Annotated in this window: 14 protein-coding genes; 7 read left to right on the top strand and 7 right to left on the bottom strand. The window is 66.8% G+C overall.

Features of this window, described 5'->3' with window-relative positions; genetic code table 11:
- The first annotated feature begins 49 nt into the window (after window positions 1-49).
- A complete protein-coding gene (locus tag BMX16_RS04190) occupies window positions 50-622 on the top strand; it encodes a hemerythrin domain-containing protein (RefSeq protein WP_245731293.1) in 573 nt (190 codons plus the stop codon).
- Here the strand turns inward: BMX16_RS04190 and BMX16_RS04185 are convergent.
- Complete coding sequence (locus tag BMX16_RS04185; protein ID WP_218139816.1) at window positions 619-1428, bottom strand: YoaK family protein; 810 nt, start codon at window positions 1426-1428, stop codon at window positions 619-621. The two genes, BMX16_RS04190 and BMX16_RS04185, sit on opposite strands and share 4 nt — an antisense overlap.
- 143 nt (window positions 1429-1571) lie before the next feature.
- Window positions 1572-3521, bottom strand: coding sequence for an acetate--CoA ligase (gene acs / locus BMX16_RS04180; RefSeq protein WP_089899131.1), 1950 nt, complete (start codon window positions 3519-3521; stop codon window positions 1572-1574).
- 241 nt (window positions 3522-3762) lie between these two features.
- Here acs and BMX16_RS04175 point away from each other — a divergent pair, with 241 nt between their 5' ends.
- Entirely contained in the window at window positions 3763-4248 is a 486-nt protein-coding gene (locus BMX16_RS04175) for a YdcF family protein (protein WP_089899127.1), read from the top strand.
- A 77-nt stretch (window positions 4249-4325) separates the two neighbouring features.
- Window positions 4326-4991, top strand: a complete 666-nt coding sequence (locus tag BMX16_RS04170) for a hypothetical protein (protein WP_143057990.1) — start codon at window positions 4326-4328, stop codon at window positions 4989-4991.
- Window positions 4992-5109: 118 nt separating this feature from the next.
- Here BMX16_RS04170 and BMX16_RS04165 read toward each other — a convergent pair whose 3' ends face one another.
- The 3 genes from BMX16_RS04165 to BMX16_RS04155 all read right to left on the bottom strand — a co-directional run bounded on the left by BMX16_RS04165 (window position 5110) and on the right by BMX16_RS04155 (window position 9671).
- Window positions 5110-7398, bottom strand: a complete 2289-nt coding sequence (locus tag BMX16_RS04165; RefSeq protein WP_089899121.1) for a glycosyl hydrolase family 28-related protein — start codon at window positions 7396-7398, stop codon at window positions 5110-5112.
- A gap of 151 nt (window positions 7399-7549) precedes the next feature.
- Window positions 7550-8008: a DUF4864 domain-containing protein gene (locus BMX16_RS04160; RefSeq protein ID WP_245731291.1), complete on the bottom strand. Its 459-nt coding sequence runs from the start codon at window positions 8006-8008 to the stop codon at window positions 7550-7552.
- Between the two features lie 70 nt (window positions 8009-8078).
- Complete coding sequence (locus BMX16_RS04155; protein ID WP_089899242.1) at window positions 8079-9671, bottom strand: lysine--tRNA ligase; 1593 nt, start codon at window positions 9669-9671, stop codon at window positions 8079-8081.
- Window positions 9672-9790: 119 nt separating this feature from the next.
- Between BMX16_RS04155 and BMX16_RS04150 the strand changes: the two genes are divergently transcribed.
- Window positions 9791-10234 carry a tellurite resistance TerB family protein gene (locus BMX16_RS04150; RefSeq protein ID WP_089899118.1) on the top strand — a complete coding sequence of 148 codons (444 nt, stop codon included), beginning with the start codon at window positions 9791-9793 and terminating at the stop codon, window positions 10232-10234.
- Here BMX16_RS04150 and dacB read toward each other — a convergent pair.
- The gene (gene dacB, locus BMX16_RS04145) at window positions 10224-11858 is read right to left on the bottom strand and encodes a D-alanyl-D-alanine carboxypeptidase/D-alanyl-D-alanine endopeptidase (protein WP_089899115.1); all 1635 of its coding nucleotides are present in this window, start codon (window positions 11856-11858) and stop codon (window positions 10224-10226) included. The two genes, BMX16_RS04150 and dacB, sit on opposite strands and share 11 nt — an antisense overlap.
- Window positions 11855-12508 (bottom strand): nicotinate-nucleotide adenylyltransferase, encoded by a 654-nt coding sequence (locus tag BMX16_RS04140; protein ID WP_089899112.1) that lies wholly within the window; start codon window positions 12506-12508, stop codon window positions 11855-11857. The genes dacB and BMX16_RS04140 overlap by 4 nt, the downstream gene beginning before the upstream one ends.
- A gap of 151 nt (window positions 12509-12659) precedes the next feature.
- Between BMX16_RS04140 and BMX16_RS04135 the strand changes: the two genes are divergently transcribed.
- The 3 genes from BMX16_RS04135 (at window position 12660) to BMX16_RS04125 (ending at window position 16594) form a co-directional block, all read left to right on the top strand.
- Window positions 12660-14492, top strand: coding sequence for a putative bifunctional diguanylate cyclase/phosphodiesterase (locus BMX16_RS04135; RefSeq protein ID WP_089899110.1), 1833 nt, complete (start codon window positions 12660-12662; stop codon window positions 14490-14492).
- A 69-nt stretch (window positions 14493-14561) separates the two neighbouring features.
- Complete coding sequence (gene ettA, locus BMX16_RS04130) at window positions 14562-16217, top strand: energy-dependent translational throttle protein EttA (protein WP_089899107.1); 1656 nt, start codon at window positions 14562-14564, stop codon at window positions 16215-16217.
- A gap of 179 nt (window positions 16218-16396) precedes the next feature.
- Window positions 16397-16594 (top strand): hypothetical protein, encoded by a 198-nt coding sequence (locus BMX16_RS04125; RefSeq protein WP_089899104.1) that lies wholly within the window; start codon window positions 16397-16399, stop codon window positions 16592-16594.
- Window positions 16595-16636 lie beyond the last annotated feature (42 nt).

Here is a 16636-nt window from a genome sequence, read left to right as displayed (position 1 = left end):
GGCTGTGCAGCGGCTAACCCTGCCCTGCCCCGTGCAAAGGATGCCGCCGATGACCGACCTGACGCTGGAACACCGCGACGGCCTGCCAGACGCGCTGCGCGTGTTGCTGGACGCCTATCCGCGGCAGGGCTGGACCCAGCACACGCAGTTCGACGGACTGATCTCTTTTTGGCTGGACCGCCACCTGATGTTCCGCCGCCTGCTGAGCGAGATGCAGTCCAACACCGAGGCGCTGCTGGACCGCAAGATCGAGGTGGCGTCCTTTGCCAACAAGATCTCGCGCTATGGCGGACAGTTGGTGAACGGGCTGCACGACCACCACACGATCGAGGATACCTATTACTTCCCGAAACTGCAGGCCCGCGACACCCGCATCGCGCGCGGGTTCGACATCCTCGACGCGGATCACCATGCGCTGGACGGGCACCTGTCCGCCTTTGTCGCAGGCGCGAACGGCTTGCTCACGCGGCTGGACGATCGGGGCGTGGTGCAGGACAACGCCGCGACGTTCAAGGCGGCACTGAACGACATGGACCGCCTGCTGAACCGCCACCTGACCGACGAGGAGGATCTGGTCGTGCCGGTGATGCTGAAATACGGCAGCAGCGATCTGGGCGGCTAAGGGCGCAGGCCCGTCCTGCCCGTCGATCCCCACAGGCCGAGGATCAGCAGGATCGCCGCCAGCGGGAGCGAGAACAGGAAGCCCACCAGACCGTAACCCACGGCCCCCGCCACGCCGCCCACCACGAAGGCGGTGACGAGCTGCAGCAGGATCGCCAGCTTCATCCGGTCGGGCATCACGGTGCCGTCGCGCCAGATGCGGGCATGGACGGCGCGGCCGACCTCGATCCCGATGTCCGTGACCATGCCGGTGGCGTGGGTCGTGCGGATGCGCGCGCCGGAAATCTTGGTGATCATCGCGTTCTGCATCCCCATGATGAAGCACAGCAGCACCAGCGCCGCGATGCGCCACGCCGGGCCATCCAGCACGGCACCCAGCGCGAACGACCCCAGCAGGACGCCTTGCGCACACAGCGGCCAGGCATATTGGTGCCAGTGCGACACCCGTCTGGCCCACGTGATGAGGAGCGTGCAGGTCGCGGCCCCCGCCACGAGCGCCACGATGGCCAGCGTGCTGAGCAGCACGATCCGCCATTGCAGCGTCGCCACGTTGTCCGCCACCAGCGACAGGTAGCCGGTCATGTGAGAGGTGTATTGCCCGACCGCAAAGAACCCGCCCGCATTGGCCGCACCCGCGATGGCGGCCAGCAGCGTCCCCAGCACGCGGTCGCTGCCGCTGGTGCGGCGTGGGGCCAGCAGGACACGGGCCGACCGGACCGGACGCAGGACACGCCGCACCACCTTTGCCCGCATCATCGGCGCGTGTGCCGCGACCGTGCCGAACTGCGCTGCGCCATGTGGGTCCATCGTCCTGCGAGGGGTGTGGCGGTCCGGGGGCGCAGGCCGTTGCCGCACCGCCGCCACCACGCGCCAGCCTTGCGCCGCACGGGGTCGCAAGGCAAGCGGCATCGGGGCAGGCCCGGTCAGGGCCCGCCCCGATGCCGTTCCCGTCAGACCCGGTTCATCCGGTTGGCGATCAGATCGTCCACCACCTCGGGCTCGGCCAGGGTCGAGGTGTCGCCCAGCGCACCGAAGTCGTTTTCCGCGATCTTGCGCAGGATGCGGCGCATGATCTTGCCGGACCGGGTCTTGGGCAGGCCCGGCGCGAACTGGATCAGGTCGGGTTTCGCGATGGGACCGATCTCGCCGCGCACGAACTCCGACAGCTCCTTTCGCAGCGCCTCGGTCGGCGCCTCACCGGCCATCAGGCTGACGTAGGCGTAAATGCCCTGCCCCTTGATGTCGTGCGGATAGCCGACGACTGCCGCCTCGTTCACCGCGCGGTGCGCGACGAGGGCGCTTTCGACCTCTGCCGTGCCCATCCGGTGGCCGGAGACGTTGATGACGTCGTCCACGCGGCCCGTGATCCAGTAGTAGCCGTCCGCATCCCGCCGGCAGCCGTCACCGGAAAAGAACATGCCCGGATACTGGGTGAAATAGGTCTGCTCGAACCGGTCGTGATCGCCCCAGATGGTGCGCATCTGGCCGGGCCAGCTGTCGGTGATGCAGAGCACGCCTTCGGCTTCCGTCGTGGCGATCTCTCGCCCCGTCTCGGGTTCCAGCACGACGGGCGTGATGCCGAAGAACGGCAGCGTCGCCGATCCGGGCTTGGTCGTGGTCGCCCCCGGCAGCGGCGTCAGCAGGTGCCCGCCGGTCTCGGTCTGCCACCATGTATCGACGATGGGCACGCGACCAAGGCCCACCACGTCGTTGTACCAGTGCCACGCCTCGGGGTTGATGGGCTCGCCCACGGTGCCCAGCACCTTCAGCGCGGACAGGTCGTGACCGGCGACAAAGCCTTCGCCCTTGCCCATCAACGCGCGGATCGCGGTGGGCGCGGTATAGAACTGGTTGACCTTGTGCTTGGCGCAGACCTGCCAGAACCGGCCCGCGTCGGGCCATGTCGGCACGCCTTCGAACATGACCGTGGTGGCCCCGTTCGCCAGCGGGCCATAGACGATATAGCTGTGCCCCGTGACCCAGCCCACGTCCGCCGTGCACCAGAACACGTCGCCGTCGTGGTAGTCGAACGTGTATTGATGCGTCATCGCCGCATACACCAGATAGCCGCCCGTGCAGTGCACCACGCCCTTTGGCTGCCCGGTGGAGCCGGAGGTGTAGAGGATGAAGAGCGGATCCTCGGCGTTCATCGGCTCCGGCGGGCAATCGTTCCCGACCTGCCCTTCCATCTCGTGCAGCCAGTGGTCACGGCCGTCCTTCATCGCGACGGCCCCGCCGGTGCGGCGCACGACCAGCATTGCCGTGTCGGTCGTGATCTTGTCGAAAGCCTTGTCGGCATTGATCTTCAACGGCGTATTCTTGCCGCCGCGCGGTGCTTCGTCGGCGGTGATGACGACCTTCGCCGCCGACCCGTTGACGCGGGCGGCAAGGGCGTCGGCGCTGAAGCCCGCGAAGACGACCGAATGGATCGCACCGATCCGCGCACAGGCGAGCATGGCATAGGCCGCCTGCGGGATCATCGGCAGATAGATCACGACGCGGTCGCCGCGACCCACGCCCATCGCCTTCAGCACGTTGGCAAAGCACGACACGTCCGCGTGCAACTGCCGATAGGTGATGTGTTCGGCACCCTGATTGGGATCGTCCGGTTCCCAGATGATCGCGGTCTGGTCGCCCCGCGTTGCCAGATGCCGGTCGATGCAGTTGGCCGCGACGTTCAGCGTGCCATCCTCGAACCAGCGGATGTCGATGTTTCCGGCGGCAAAGCTGGTGTTCTTGACGCGGGTATAGGGCGTGATCCAGTCCAGCCGCTGCCCCTCGTCCCGCCAGAAGCCGTCGGGGTCGGCGATGGAGTGGGCATACATCGCGTCATACGTCACCTTGTCCGCATGGGCGGTCGCAGCCATCGCATCGGTCGGTGGATAGGTCTTGTCGGTCATGGCGGTGCGCCCTCCCCTGCGTCACATCCTGCGACGCCCTGCTGCGCCGCCGTGGCCGGACCTTGCGGGCGGCCACCTCCTCGAGCGTCATATGATCCGATCGGGGACCGGAATGCCAAGGCTGCATCCGGCGAAATCGAGCCCGGCAGTCAATTATTTCCAGGACGACGACAGGGGCGCGTTCAGAAATTGACAAACGCAACCGGTTTCATGTCACCGCGTCAGGCCCTAGATCACTGCGATGGATGCCATCCTGATCCTCGGGGCCGCGGTCTGGCCCGACGGCCCGTCGCCCACCCTGCGCCGCCGCGCCCTGCACGGGGCGGCCCTGTGGCACGCGGGCGTAGCGCCGGTCGTGATCGGCTGCGGCGGACTGGGCCGCCATCCCCCGACCGAGGCCGCGATGATCGCCAGCCTGCTGCTGGACGCGGGCGTGCACGCCACGGCGATCCTGCAGGAGGGGCGCAGCACCACCACGATCGAGAACATCCGCTTTGCCCTGCCCCTGCTGCGCAGCATCGGCGCCACGCGCGTGGTGATCGTCACCGATGCCACCCACGGCCCGCGTGCGGCCCGCGTCGCGCGGCATTACCGCCTGCGTGCCCGGGTCAGCGCCACGGCCCTGCGCGGCAGCCATCCGCCCACTGTGATGCGACAGGCGGTGCGGGAGCTGTTCGCCTATCCTCTTTATGCCGCGCGGCTGTGGCGGATGCCGCGCGACGACTGACGCCGTGACCGGTGCGGGTTAACCTGCCGTTAAGCATGACCGCGCCACAGTCGGAGGACATCGCAGCGGATCCTGACATGCGTCGCTTTCTCACCATCCTGTTGTTGCTGTGCTGCGCCTGCCGCGCGCAGGCCGGCGCGTGGTCGCGCGCGGATGGCGAGCTGTTCATCGCGGCGGGCGGCAACGTCCTGCTGTCGGACGGCGCGCAACTGCCGGTGCATTACGATCCCACGGTCTATGCGGAATACGGGCTCACCGACCGGGTGACGCTGGGCCTCGACCTTTACACCGCGGACAAGGGGCGGATCGTGCAGGCCTTCGGGTTCGCGGGCCTTCCCATCGGGGACACCTCCGGCACGTATCGCACCGCCGCGTCGCTGGGCTATGGTCTGCGTCGCAATCCCGACACCACGTCCGAGGCGCTGATGCGCCTTGGCCTGTCGTTCGGGCGCGGGCTGGACAGCGGCTGGCTGGCGGTGGACGCCAGTGCCACCTACGGCACCCGCGACACGGTCTGGCGGCCCAAGGCAGACTTCACCTGGGGGCAGGCCTGGTCAGACCGCTGGACGACGACACTGCAACTGCAGACGGGACAGGGCTATTACGACGACTACTACGCCAAGGTCAGCCCCACGGTGATCCTGACGGTGACGGACCGGTTCAGGATCAACCTTGGCGCAGTCAAGGCGATGACCGGCGACGGCGGCAGCGCGCTGAAGCTGGAGACGTGGATCACGTTCTGATCCGGCCCATCCGGCCCATCCGCGCGGGAACGGGCAAGGTCCCGCGCAGGGCAAGACAGTGTGTGCGGCTGGGCGCGGATCGCCGCCATCCTGATCGCACCCCTGAGAACGGGACGCGCTAGATCGGATTGTCCATCCGCACCGTATAACGGATCGTCCCCTTCAGCGCCTGATCGAAGACGAAGCGCACGTCACGCTGATCGGCACTGTAGAGGTTATCGGCCCATGGCATCTGGTTCACCATGGCGCCACCCGCCGTGGTCAGCGGACCGTCCGCCACGACCGCATCGACGAACCGTGCCCGCCCTAGGAACGGCAGATAGGGGTCGGTGCGCGCCACCCAGCTGGTCGCCGCCGTCGCCTGCGTGTGGGTCAGCACTGCGGGATTGGCCGTCATGGTGGTGACGCCATGGAACACGTTGCCCGCAAAACTGACCTGCCGCATCCTGCCCCGGTCGAGGTCGGCAAAGGTGGTGTCCACAGTCTCGACCCGGTCTATGTTGCCTTCGAACGTGCGGAACACGTTGCCCGTCACCGACAGGCCCTGCACCGCGTGACCGGGTCCGTAAGGTTTCACCACGATGAAGGTGAATGCAGAGCTCACGTCGATGCACACGAAATGGTTGCCCGTCACGGTCAGCCCACCGAACGTCAGGCCGCTGACATAAGCTGGGTTCGCATCCGATTCGTTGGTCCATTCGATGAAGCAGTTGTCGATGTAGTTGCCCGTCACGGCCGCGCGGCAGTTGGGTTGCGTGAACACCAGCCCGCCCCGCCGCACACCGTCGTTCTGGGTGTCGCCGTGGAACCAGTGATTGCCGGTGATCAGCGCACCGCCCCCCGCCAGCACGGCGAAGTGGCGGAACAGCACGATCCGGTTGTCGCGGATCTTGGCGTCGTTGGTGTTGCTGTTCAGCGCGGTGGTCGTCCGGTCCTGCACCCGCAACGACTGTTCGTTCGACAGGAACTGGCAGCGGTCGACCATCATGCCCTGACACCCGGTCCCCGGGCTGGTGACACCGCGATCCTTGGGTCTGTTGACGAAGCTGTCGCGCAGATGGAACGTCAGGCCGTCCGGGGCCAGCAGGATGCCGCTGGCCAGCCCGGCGCATTGAAATTCCATGTCGGCCAGGATGAACTGCGACAGGCTCGCGTAGCCCGAGAAATCCAGCAGATACTTGAACCGGCGAAAGGTGAACGTCTGCGTCCCCGCCGCGTCGTAAAGCGCACCGCTCAGCCGGACCGTGCGCGCGGCGACGTTCGTGGATGTCACATAGACCTCCCGCCCCACGCCAGCCCCCAGCACCAGCGCCCCGACCGCGATATTGGCGACGTTGATCACGTTGGTCAGGGTCGCCGCATTGCCGGCGCTGTAGGTGGCCTGCGACGTCACGCTTACGGTGTCCCAGCCCGCACCCGCCGCCGCCTCGATCTGGCCGTTGCGGATGACCCGCCGGGTGGCGAAGGTGGTGCGCAGGGGATCGCAGGCCTGCATGTCGATGGGGGCGGTCAGTGTGATCCGCCGCCCGTTGAGGTCCAGCGATTCGTGATCGGCAAAGTTCAGCAGCGCCTGATAGGCCTTGCGGAATGCCTCGACCTCGTTGCCGAAGGCATCGACATAGGTCTGATAGTCGAAATCCTTTTGCAGGATGAACCGCTTGTCCGCCTGTTGCGTGACACGCCCCTGAAACCGGATGCGGTTCTGGATCGTCACGTCCTGCGCCAATCGATAGACGCCTGCAGGCACGAGGATCTCGCGCCCGGCGGCTGCCGCATCCGCCGCCTCGAAGGCTGCGGAATCGTCCGCCACGTTGTCACCCTTTGCGCCATAGTCGCGCACGTCGACCATCGCCATCATGTCGCGCTGGAACGCGACGGTCACATCCTCGATCACGATGTCGTCGATCCGCACCAGCCCGCCGCTGGGCCCCGTCAGATCGACGCCGAAGTGACCATAGGCCGCCGCCCCCCAGACCAGATCGACGCCGGTGCGGTCGCCGGAACCGACGATGGCGCTGACCTCGACCACCGCGCCATAGGTGGACAGCTGGGTCTGCGGCCCGACGCTGACCGGCACGACGGCTGCCCCGCCGCCGTTGCGACCGGCCCAGCCCGCGATGCGCACCGAGGGCAGCGGCCCCGCCACCGCCTTCACCCGCGCCGTGATCCGCAGGTAGCAGCCGCGCAGGATCGGCGTCTCGCCCATGTAGCGCAGCTTCTGCACGGTCGCGGTTTTCTGCACCTCCAGCGCGCCGCCAAAATCCTGATCCGCCGGCACGAAGACGCCGGTGCCGCTGGTGGCATAGGTGTCGCTGCCGGGCGTGCCGTCGCCGCTGGACCACACGCCCAACCCCGCCGCGAACGGCAGCGGCTGAAACACGATTCCGTCGGTAATGGCCTTGTTCATCGCGCATCCCCTGTGCAGCGGGCGGCGACGGCGCGCAGCCCTGTTGGCGTGGACGGGCCGATCGGCCTGTCATCGCACAGGGGGATAGGGTGCGGTGGTTAAGGGGGTCCGCCCCCACCGTCACGCAGGGTGCGGGTTGCGCGCAACGCCGTCAGACACCCACATCCGGTTGCGGCAGGAGTGCGACGCCGTCGATGCGCCAGCCCGCGTCGGTCTGGATCATCGCGTATTCCAGCAGATGCAGCACGCCCTGCGCATCCTCGATCATCACCTGTTGCAGGACGTAGGCGTCCAGCTGACGCTGGCTGATGAACCGCGCGTTCGCATTGTCCCAGACCATGGGATAGGCCTGCTGCACCATGCTGCCAAATTGCTGCGGATTGCCGAACAGGCGCTGGATGTTGGCACTGGCCGCACCCCATGCCCCGTCCACGTCCCGCGCCTTGAAGTCTGCCAATTGCCCGTCGATCAAGGCCGCGATGGCGGCGCTGGCGTCCTCGTCCGTCCCTGGCACAGGCGCCGCGGTCGGGGCGGGCGGCGTGGTGACCTGCTGGGCCTGCAGCGGCAGCGCAGACAGCAGCATCAGCATGATCATTCCGGCAATACGCATGGCGAACGCTCCCTCTGGCGACTGGATTACATGACCATGCACGCAACCAATCGCCAAAGGGTTTCGCGCATCAGGCGGCGGCCGAGCCTTGCGCCAGATCGCCGCGCAGGGCGGCCTCGATCAGGGCGACCGTCTCGTCCACGCCGTAAAGCGCGATGAACCCACCGAATCGCGGCCCCTGGCTGGCACCCAAAAGCACCTCGTAGAGCGCCGTGAACCAGTCGCGCAGCGGCTCGAACCCGTGGGCGGTACCTGTGGCGAACACCTCGGTCTGCAACGCCTCCGCGTCCAGACCGCCGGTCCAGGCCCGCAGACGGCCTGCCAGATCCTCCAGCGCCGCCCGTTCGCGCACGTCGGGGGCGCGGAAGGTGCGCTCCGGCTTCACGAAGTCGTTGAAGTAGCGCACCGCGAATCCTGCCGCCTGATCCAGTTGCGGGTTCGCCGCGGGCGAGGCATCGGGCGCGTAGCGGCGGATGAAGCCCCACAGCTTGTCCTTGCTCTCGGCGCTCGACACGGCGGCAAGGTTCAGCAGCATGGCGAACGGCACGACCATATCGGACGCGGGCACGTCCGATCCGTGAATGTGGAACACCGGGTTGTTCAGCTGCGCCGCCATGTCCTGCGTCGCGTAGGCGCGCAGTTGCTGGTGGTATTCGTCAACGGCCTTTGGGATCACGTCGAAATGCATCCGCTTGGCCGTCTTGGGCTTGAGATACATGAAATAGCTCAGCGATTCCGTCGACGCATAGGTCAGCCATTCGTCGATGGTCAGACCGTTGCCGCTGGTCTTGCTGATCTTGTGACCGTCAGCGTCCAGGAACAGCTCATAGGTGAAATGTTCCGGCGGACGTCCGCCCAGCACCCTGCAGATGCCGTCATAGATCGGCGTGTTGGTGGCGTGATCCTTGCCATACATCTCGAAATCCACGTCGAGCGCGGCCCAGCGCGCGCCGAAGTCGGGCTTCCACTGCAGCTTGCAGTTGCCGCCCGTCACCGGCAGCGTGATTTCCGTCCCGTCCTCGTCGTCGAAGGTGATCATGCCGTCGGGCGTGACCTTTTTCATCGGCACATACAGGACGCGGCCCGTGCGCGGGCTGATCGGCAGGAAGCACGAATAGGTCGCCCGCCGCTCCTCGCGCAGGGACTTCAGCATGATTTCCATGATCGCGTCGTAGTTCGCGGCGGCCTTCAGCAGGATCGTGTCCATCTTGCCGCTGTTGTAGTATTCGGTGGCGCTGGCGAATTCATATTCGAAACCAAAGGTATCGAGGAAGTTCTTCAACCGCGCGTTCATGTGGTCGCCAAAGCTGCCGTGGGTGCCGAACGGGTCCGGCACCGCCGTCAGCGGGCGCTGCATGTAGGGCTGCAGGGCGGCAGGGTCCGGCACGTTGCCGGGGATCTTGCGCATCCCGTCCATGTCGTCGGAAAAACACAGCAGTCGCGTCGGGATGTCGCTGATGATCTCGAACGCGCGGCGGATCATCGTAGTGCGACCCACCTCGCCGAAGGTGCCGATATGCGGCAGGCCGGACGGGCCGTAGCCTGTCTCGAACAGCACGTAACCCTTTTCGGGATCCTTGCCGTCGTAGCGTTTCAGCACGCGGCGCGCCTCTTCGAACGGCCAGGCCTTCGATGTCATCGCAGCGTCGCGCAGGGTGCTCATGGTGGTCATCGCCTTTACGGGGGCGGGCCGCCATGGCCCAGCCTGCCGCATCCCTATTGCGGCAGGCCGGGGGCGTCAATAAACCGGACCCATCCCACACACCGCAGGAGAGTGTCGCGATGGTTCAGGATTCGATGACCGCACAGGACGCGCTGGCCGCCCTGATGATCGCCGTCGCCATTTCCGCCGCCGGTCCCGCAGGCGAGATCCGCACGTCGGAGCTGATCAAGATCAATTCCGCCCTCAACAACCTGCCGGTCTTTGCGGGCTACGATTCGGACCGCCTGCCCCGCGTCACGGCGATGGTGCTGGATCTGTTCGATCAGGACGACGGGATCGCGGCCCTGTTCGGCCTGATCCGTGACACCCTGCCCGACCGGTTGTACGAGACGGCCTATGCCCTGTCCTGCGACGTGGCCGCCGCCGACGGGCGGATCGGGATGACCGAAGGGCGCATGCTGGAGGAGATCCGCGACGAACTCGACCTCGACCGGCTGCACGCCGCCGCGATCGAACGCGGGTCGCGCGCGCGTCACATTTCGTTGACGCCGCCTAGCGTGTGACCGTCACGGCGGTGGCGCTTGCCTGCCGCTGACCCGCGATGCCCGCCAGCACGGCCCAGCGCTGCAAAAGGTCCTGCTGCAACCGCTTGGCACGGCCGTTGAACGCCGCAGCGCCCGCAGGCTGCTCGTCCAGCGACGCGCGCGATGCGGCCCGCGCCTCTGGATCGTAGGCGAAGAACGCGAACGTAAGGTTGCGTCCGCTGTCCGTCGCCACATAGCCCGCAAGGGCCGAGACGAAGTTCAGCGTCCCGGTCTTGGCCCGCACGTCGGCGGGAAAGTCGGCAATCGCCTGCCGCTGGTCGTCCAGCATCACGACGGGCCGCATCACCGGCACCAGCACCTCCTGCACGCCGTCCGCATCCAGAAGCGCCACCATGTCGGCGGCCGAAATCGCGTTGTTTCCGTCCAGCCCCGAATGATCGAACAGCACCGGTGCGAAGCCCGCGCGGGCCGTGATCCAGGCCTCCATGTCTGCCGCCGACGCCCGCATCGGCAGCGCCGCGTCCTGCCGCTCCGCCGTGGTGGTCATGCCCACGACCTCTGCGGTCAGGTTGGTGGAATAGCGCATCATGTCGGTGACGACCTCGCGCAGCGGCGCGCTCTCGAACCGGGACAGTTCGGTGGTGGTGGCAGGCAACACGCCGATCGCGGCTGCGGCAGGCAACGTCACACCCGCCTCGCGCGCCAGTGTGCGGAACACGTCGGCGGCATAAAGGTCGGGGAACCGCACCGGCAGCCAACGCGACCCAGCCTCGCCCAGCGCGCTGCGCGCCACGGACCATTCGTCGACGTCAGCCCCCGCCGCATAGGTATAGACGGGCCCCGTCCGGTCCGCGACGGTCACGCGCGCGGTCTGCACCGGCGGTTGCCGCGTCGCGCTGCGCGCATCCATCGTGACCGCATAATCGCCGCCCTGCCGCGCCCAGCTGAAATAGACGGTGTTGAAGTTCAGGTTCAGCCCGCCCAGCGACGGATTGTAGCCCAACTGATCGAGTTGCCCCGGCTCGATCTCTTTCTCCTCCGGCAGGGCCGCGCCCCAGACCTGAAAATCCCCGGTTGCGCCAGTGACGCCCGCGTCGACCATTTGCTGCACCAGCACCGCCAGATCGTCGGTATCGAGCAGCGGATCGCCCCCGCCCGCAAGGATCAGGTCGCCCTGCACCACGCCGCCCGTGACGGGACCGGTCGCCAGCACCCGCGTGACGAAGCGATAGTCGTCGCCCAGCGTCTCCAGCCCATAGAGCGCCGTCAGCGCCTTGGTCACGCTGGCGGGCGGGCGCGGCGCGCTGCCGTCCACGCGTTCGAGCACTTCGCCCGTATCGGCGTCGGCGATGACGAAGCCGACCTGCCCGTCCAGCCCGGCGGCGCGGATCATGTCCACGGCGGTCGTGCGCGCCACGGGACGGGCGTCCGCGGGCACCCGCGCGGCCAGCGGCACGCGCACGGTGCCCGCGTCGGTCACGACGGGGGCCACGATGGGCGGTGCCGCCGTCTGGGCGACGGCTGCGCGCGCAACGGGACGGAGGGTTGTCTGCGGTGCGGCCTGGGCGCCGGTGACGGCACAGGCCAGCATCACGCTCAGCAGGCCGCGGATCGGCGGGCGGGGTCGGGTCAACAGGGTCATGGGATCGACCTTACCGCGTCGCCCGGCCCGAGGACAGTAGGGGTGCCATCACGCTTGCGCCATGCCCCGCTGGCCCTGATGGCACTCGACGACTGACCGCTCAGCGGCAGATCGACGAAACACCACGCCGGCGCGGCACGCCGGCCCAGCGACCTTGACGCTGCCGCAGGCACCTGCGCGTGACGATAGACCTGTGCGGCCATGCTCAGCCGCGCGCGCAACCGGTCACCGGGCCGCGCGAGAACGCCGACGGCCACGTGGTCCATGATCCACCGCCAGTCCTGCCAGTGGTGCAGTTGCGTCATGTTGTCGGCCCCCATCAGCCAGACGAACCGCACACCCGGATAGCGGGCCTGCAACAGGCGCAGCGTCCGCGCGGTATGGCGTGTGTGCAAGGTCGCCTCGATATCGGTCACCGTGACGCGCGGATGCCGCATGACCCGGCGCGCCGCGGCCATCCGGTCGGCCAGGGGTGCCGGCCCCTGCGCCTTCAGCGGGTTGCCAGGACTGACCATCCACCACACGCGGTCCAGTGCGAAACGGCGCAACGCCGCGTGCGTGATCAGCACATGCCCCGGATGCGCCGGATCGAAGGACCCGCCAAGCAGACCGATCACCTGCCCCGTCCGCGCTTGCGGCCATCCCTGCATTCCGTCGCCCTCCTTCGGCTTGGCGCAAAAGGCGCCGATCCCGGCACGGGAGTAAAGCCCCGATCGCAGCCGGCATGGCGATCTTAAGCAAAAGCTAAGCTCTGGGGGCCATGTTGACGGCAACCCGTCCCGGATTCCCAGAAAGGTCGCGATGTCACCCGCCAGCCCGTTGCCCCTGTTGATTGCGGTTCTGGTCTGCGGGTGGGTGGCGGCGCTGCTGGTCCGGTCGCGGCAGCGCGCGCGTCGCAGGACGCCACCGGATTTCACGGCGATGGCTTGCACCAGCACCAATGACGGGATCGTCGTACAGACGCTGGACGGCATCATCCTGTGGGCCAATCCGGCCTATCTGCGCCTGATGCGCCTGCCGATGGACCGCGTCGTGGGTCGCAATCCGCTGTCGTTCTGCCTGCCGGACGCCGACCGCATGACGCGCGCGCAGATTGCCGGGTTCCGCTACGATCCGGACGATCCGGCGTGGCGCAAACTGGTCGTCGTGCGCAACAGACGCAGCGACGGCAGCCTTTTCTGGAACCAGCTCAACGCCAGCTTCCATCTCGCTTCTGATGGCCGGACGCTCGCGACGCTGGTCTGCCGGGATGTGTCCGAACAGGTCGAACAGGACCGCATCCTGCGTGACACGACGGCGACGCTGGCACATCTTGCGACCCACGACAGCCTGACCGGCACCGCGAACCGTGCCCATCTTTCGACCTTCGTGGCCGACCGGATGGCTTTGGCCCCCGCCATACGGCCGGGACTCGGCCTGCTCCACATCGACATGGACGGGTTCAAGGCGATCAACGACCGCCACGGCCATGCCGCCGGCGATGCGGCCTTGAAACACGTGGCACGCACCATCGGGCACCACCTGCGCCCCACCGATCTGCTGGCACGCGTGGGCGGTGACGAATTCGTGGCCGTCTGCACGGATGTCGCCTGCGACGCCGAACTGCTGGGCATCGGTCAGACCCTGTGCGACGCGGTCCGCACGCCATTTCGCCACGACCGCATGGAATTGGCCCTGTCGGTCAGCGTGGGTGCGGTCCGTGCCGGTCCCGACGACGCCGACACGGACCGCCTGCTGCAGAAATCGGACTTCGCTCTCTATGCGGTAAAGCGGGCGGGACGCGGTGCCGTGGCCGTCTATGATTCGGCCCTGCATGCTGAGGCGCAGAGCCGCGATCTGTTTGCCGCGCAGTTGCAGCACTGCATCGCCGACGGGGGCCTGACGTTCTACATGCAGCCGACGGTCGATCTGGTCACCGGGCACGTCCGCGGGTTCGAGGCGCTGGCCCGCTGGCAGCATCCGACGCGGGGTTTGCTGCATCCGGCGACATTCTTGCCCCTGGCGCGCGAGTTGAACCTGCTTGCGGGCGTCGACCTTGCCGCGATCGATGCTGCAGCCGATCTGCATGCCCGGCTGCGTGCCACTGGCCACGATGGGATCCGGGTTAGCATCAACGGCTCTCATGTCCTGCTGTCGGACCGGGCCCATGCGGAAAGGTTGCCGGCGCGGCTCTCGGCCCGCGGGCTGAAACCGCAGGACATACACATCGAACTGGCCGAGCGTGACGTGTTCGGGTCGGTCGATCCGGGGGCCCACAGGTTCATGGGCATCTCGCATCTGGTGGGTCTGGGCTTCAACGTTCTGATCGACGGGTTCGGCGCGGGCTATGCGGGACTGCTGCACGTGGACCGGCTGGCAGTGGCAGGCTTCAAGGTGGAAAAGGCGCTGATCCGCCACCTCGCCGCCGCACCCGCCTGCGAAAAGATCACCGCGATGCTGTTGCAGTTCGGGCGTGACAAGGACCTCTATTGCACCGCATCCGGCATCGAGACGGCCGAACAGGCCGCGATCGTGCGCAGCCTTGGCGGCAGCGTCGGACAGGGCAACCATTTCGCCCGCGCCATGCCGGCCGAGGACGTGATCGGCTGGCTGCGCGCGCGCAGCAGCTGCCAAGAGCTGCGCCACACCGGCTAGTGCCCGATTGCCCCACGCGACCGCGACCGTTAAGGAAGGCGCCAGACCCATCCCCAGCGAGGCTTTTCCATGGCCAGTTACCAATACGTCTATTTCATGGACGGCGTGTCCAAGACCTATCCCGGCGGCAAGAAGGTGTTCGAGAACATCCGCTTGAACTTCCTGCCCGGCGTCAAGATCGGCGTGGTCGGCGTCAACGGCACCGGCAAATCCACACTGATGCGGATCATGGCCGGTCAGGACAAGGATTTCGCCGGAGAGGCGTGGGCGGCCGAAGGCGCGCGCGTCGGCTACCTGCCGCAGGAACCCGAACTCGACCCGACGCTGAGCGTGCGCGAAAACGTGATGCTGGGCGTGGCCGACAAGAAGGCCGTCCTCGACCGCTACAACGAAGTGGCGATGAACTATTCCGACGAGACGGCGGACGAGATGGCCCGCCTTCAGGACGAGATCGACGCCCAGAACCTGTGGGATCTGGATGCGCAGATCGACGTCAGCATGGAGGCGCTGCGCTGCCCCCCCGACGACGCCGATGTGACCACCCTGTCGGGTGGCGAGAAACGCCGCGTCGCCTTGTGCAAGCTGCTGCTCGAAGCGCCGGACATGCTGCTGCTGGACGAGCCGACCAACCACCTCGATGCGGAAACCATCGCGTGGCTGCAGCAGCACCTCGTGGACTACAAGGGCACCATCCTGATCGTCACGCACGACCGCTACTTCCTCGACGCGATCACCGGCTGGATCCTCGAGCTCGACCGCGGGTCGGGCATCCCGCACGAAGGCAACTATTCCAGCTGGCTGGAGGCGAAAGCCAAGCGGCTGGAGAAGGAAGCGAAGGAGGACAAGTCCAAGCAGCGGACGCTGGAGCGCGAGCTGGAATGGATGCGTCAGGGTGCCAAGGCGCGGCAGGCCAAGTCCAAGGCGCGGATCAGCGCCTACAACGATCTGGCCAACCAGTCGGAAAAGGAAAAGCTGGGCCGCGCGCAGATCATCATCCCCAACGGCCCGCGTCTGGGGTCCAAGGTGATCGAGGTCACTGACCTCAAGAAGGCGATGGGCGACAAGTTGCTGGTGGAAAACCTGTCCTTCGACCTGCCGCCCGGCGGCATCGTCGGCGTGATCGGCCCCAACGGCGCGGGCAAGTCCACGCTTTTTTCCATGCTGACCGGTCAGGCCCAGCCCGACGAGGGCAGCGTGGAATACGGCGACACGGTGAAGCTGTCCTATGTGGACCAGTCGCGCGACGCGCTCGCCCCCGATGCGACCGTGTGGGAGGAGATCACCGGCGGCGCCGAGGTCATCGAACTGGGCGACGCGGCGATGAACTCCCGCGCCTACTGCTCGGCCTTCAACTTCAAGGGCGGCGACCAGCAGAAGAAGGTGGGCTCTTTGTCGGGCGGTGAGCGCAACCGCGTACACATGGCCAAGCTGCTGAAATCCGGCGGAAACGTCCTGCTGCTGGACGAGCCGACAAACGATCTGGACGTGGAAACGCTGCGTGCGCTGGAAGACGCGCTGACCTCCTTTGCAGGCTGCGCCGTGGTCATCAGCCACGACCGCTTCTTCCTCGACCGGATCTGCACCCACATCCTCGCCTTCGAAGGCGATGCCCATGTCGAATGGTTCCAAGGCAACTTCGAGGACTACGAAGAGGACAAGAAGCGTCGCCTCGGGGCGGATGCGCTGGAACCCAAGCGGTTGAAGCACAAAAAGTTCGTGCGCTGACGGTACCATTTAAAACGGTCGTGGTGCCTGTTGCGGGCGGGCACCACGACAGTGGTGCCACCCCAATGTGACGCAACATTATGTCACGTTTTTAACATTTTTTGAAACTATCCCATGTTATTGAGTGGACTAACTCTGCTGACGGCTGTCAAATCGTCGGAGGAGAGGGAGGATCGCTTATGCGTTGGGGCATTTACGGCATCGGGATCGCATCGGTCACCACGATGATCGGGGCATGCGTGCCGGGAATATCGCTTGTGGAATGCGTCGCAATCTATGCGATCGTGGGCCCGTTCAGTGCGCTGCTTGGTGCGGTGATCTACACCGACATCAATACCGTTCTGCCACCGGACACCTGGACGACGGGGCGCCGGTGATGATGGATGCGGCGGCGGGCGTGCACGCCGGCGGTGTGCGAC

Source organism: Loktanella fryxellensis (assembly GCF_900110065.1).
In the GTDB taxonomy this organism is placed as follows: Bacteria; Pseudomonadota; Alphaproteobacteria; order Rhodobacterales; family Rhodobacteraceae; genus Loktanella; species Loktanella fryxellensis.
The sequence above is the reverse complement of the archived record's forward strand: the minus strand, read 5'-3'. Positions and strand labels throughout refer to the sequence as shown.

Bases quoted from the DNA above. Each gene is read 5' to 3' on its own strand.
- BMX16_RS04135 (WP_089899110.1), top strand. From the start codon at position 12,660: ATGTCACCCGCCAGCCCGTTGCCCCTGTTGATTGCGGTTCTGGTCTGC.
- BMX16_RS04190 (WP_245731293.1), top strand. From the start codon at position 50: ATGACCGACCTGACGCTGGAACACCGCGACGGCCTGCCAGACGCGCTG.
- BMX16_RS04175 (WP_089899127.1), top strand. From the start codon at position 3,763: ATGGATGCCATCCTGATCCTCGGGGCCGCGGTCTGGCCCGACGGCCCG.
- dacB (WP_089899115.1), bottom strand. From the start codon at position 11,858: ATGACCCTGTTGACCCGACCCCGCCCGCCGATCCGCGGCCTGCTGAGC.
- ettA (WP_089899107.1), top strand. From the start codon at position 14,562: ATGGCCAGTTACCAATACGTCTATTTCATGGACGGCGTGTCCAAGACC.
- BMX16_RS04140 (WP_089899112.1), bottom strand. From the start codon at position 12,508: ATGCAGGGATGGCCGCAAGCGCGGACGGGGCAGGTGATCGGTCTGCTT.
- BMX16_RS04165 (WP_089899121.1), bottom strand. From the start codon at position 7,398: ATGAACAAGGCCATTACCGACGGAATCGTGTTTCAGCCGCTGCCGTTC.
- BMX16_RS04170 (WP_143057990.1), top strand. From the start codon at position 4,326: ATGCGTCGCTTTCTCACCATCCTGTTGTTGCTGTGCTGCGCCTGCCGC.
- BMX16_RS04125 (WP_089899104.1), top strand. From the start codon at position 16,397: ATGCGTTGGGGCATTTACGGCATCGGGATCGCATCGGTCACCACGATG.
- BMX16_RS04155 (WP_089899242.1), bottom strand. From the start codon at position 9,671: ATGAGCACCCTGCGCGACGCTGCGATGACATCGAAGGCCTGGCCGTTC.
- acs (WP_089899131.1), bottom strand. From the start codon at position 3,521: ATGACCGACAAGACCTATCCACCGACCGATGCGATGGCTGCGACCGCC.
- BMX16_RS04160 (WP_245731291.1), bottom strand. From the start codon at position 8,008: ATGCGTATTGCCGGAATGATCATGCTGATGCTGCTGTCTGCGCTGCCG.
- BMX16_RS04185 (WP_218139816.1), bottom strand. From the start codon at position 1,428: ATGGACCCACATGGCGCAGCGCAGTTCGGCACGGTCGCGGCACACGCG.
- BMX16_RS04150 (WP_089899118.1), top strand. From the start codon at position 9,791: ATGGTTCAGGATTCGATGACCGCACAGGACGCGCTGGCCGCCCTGATG.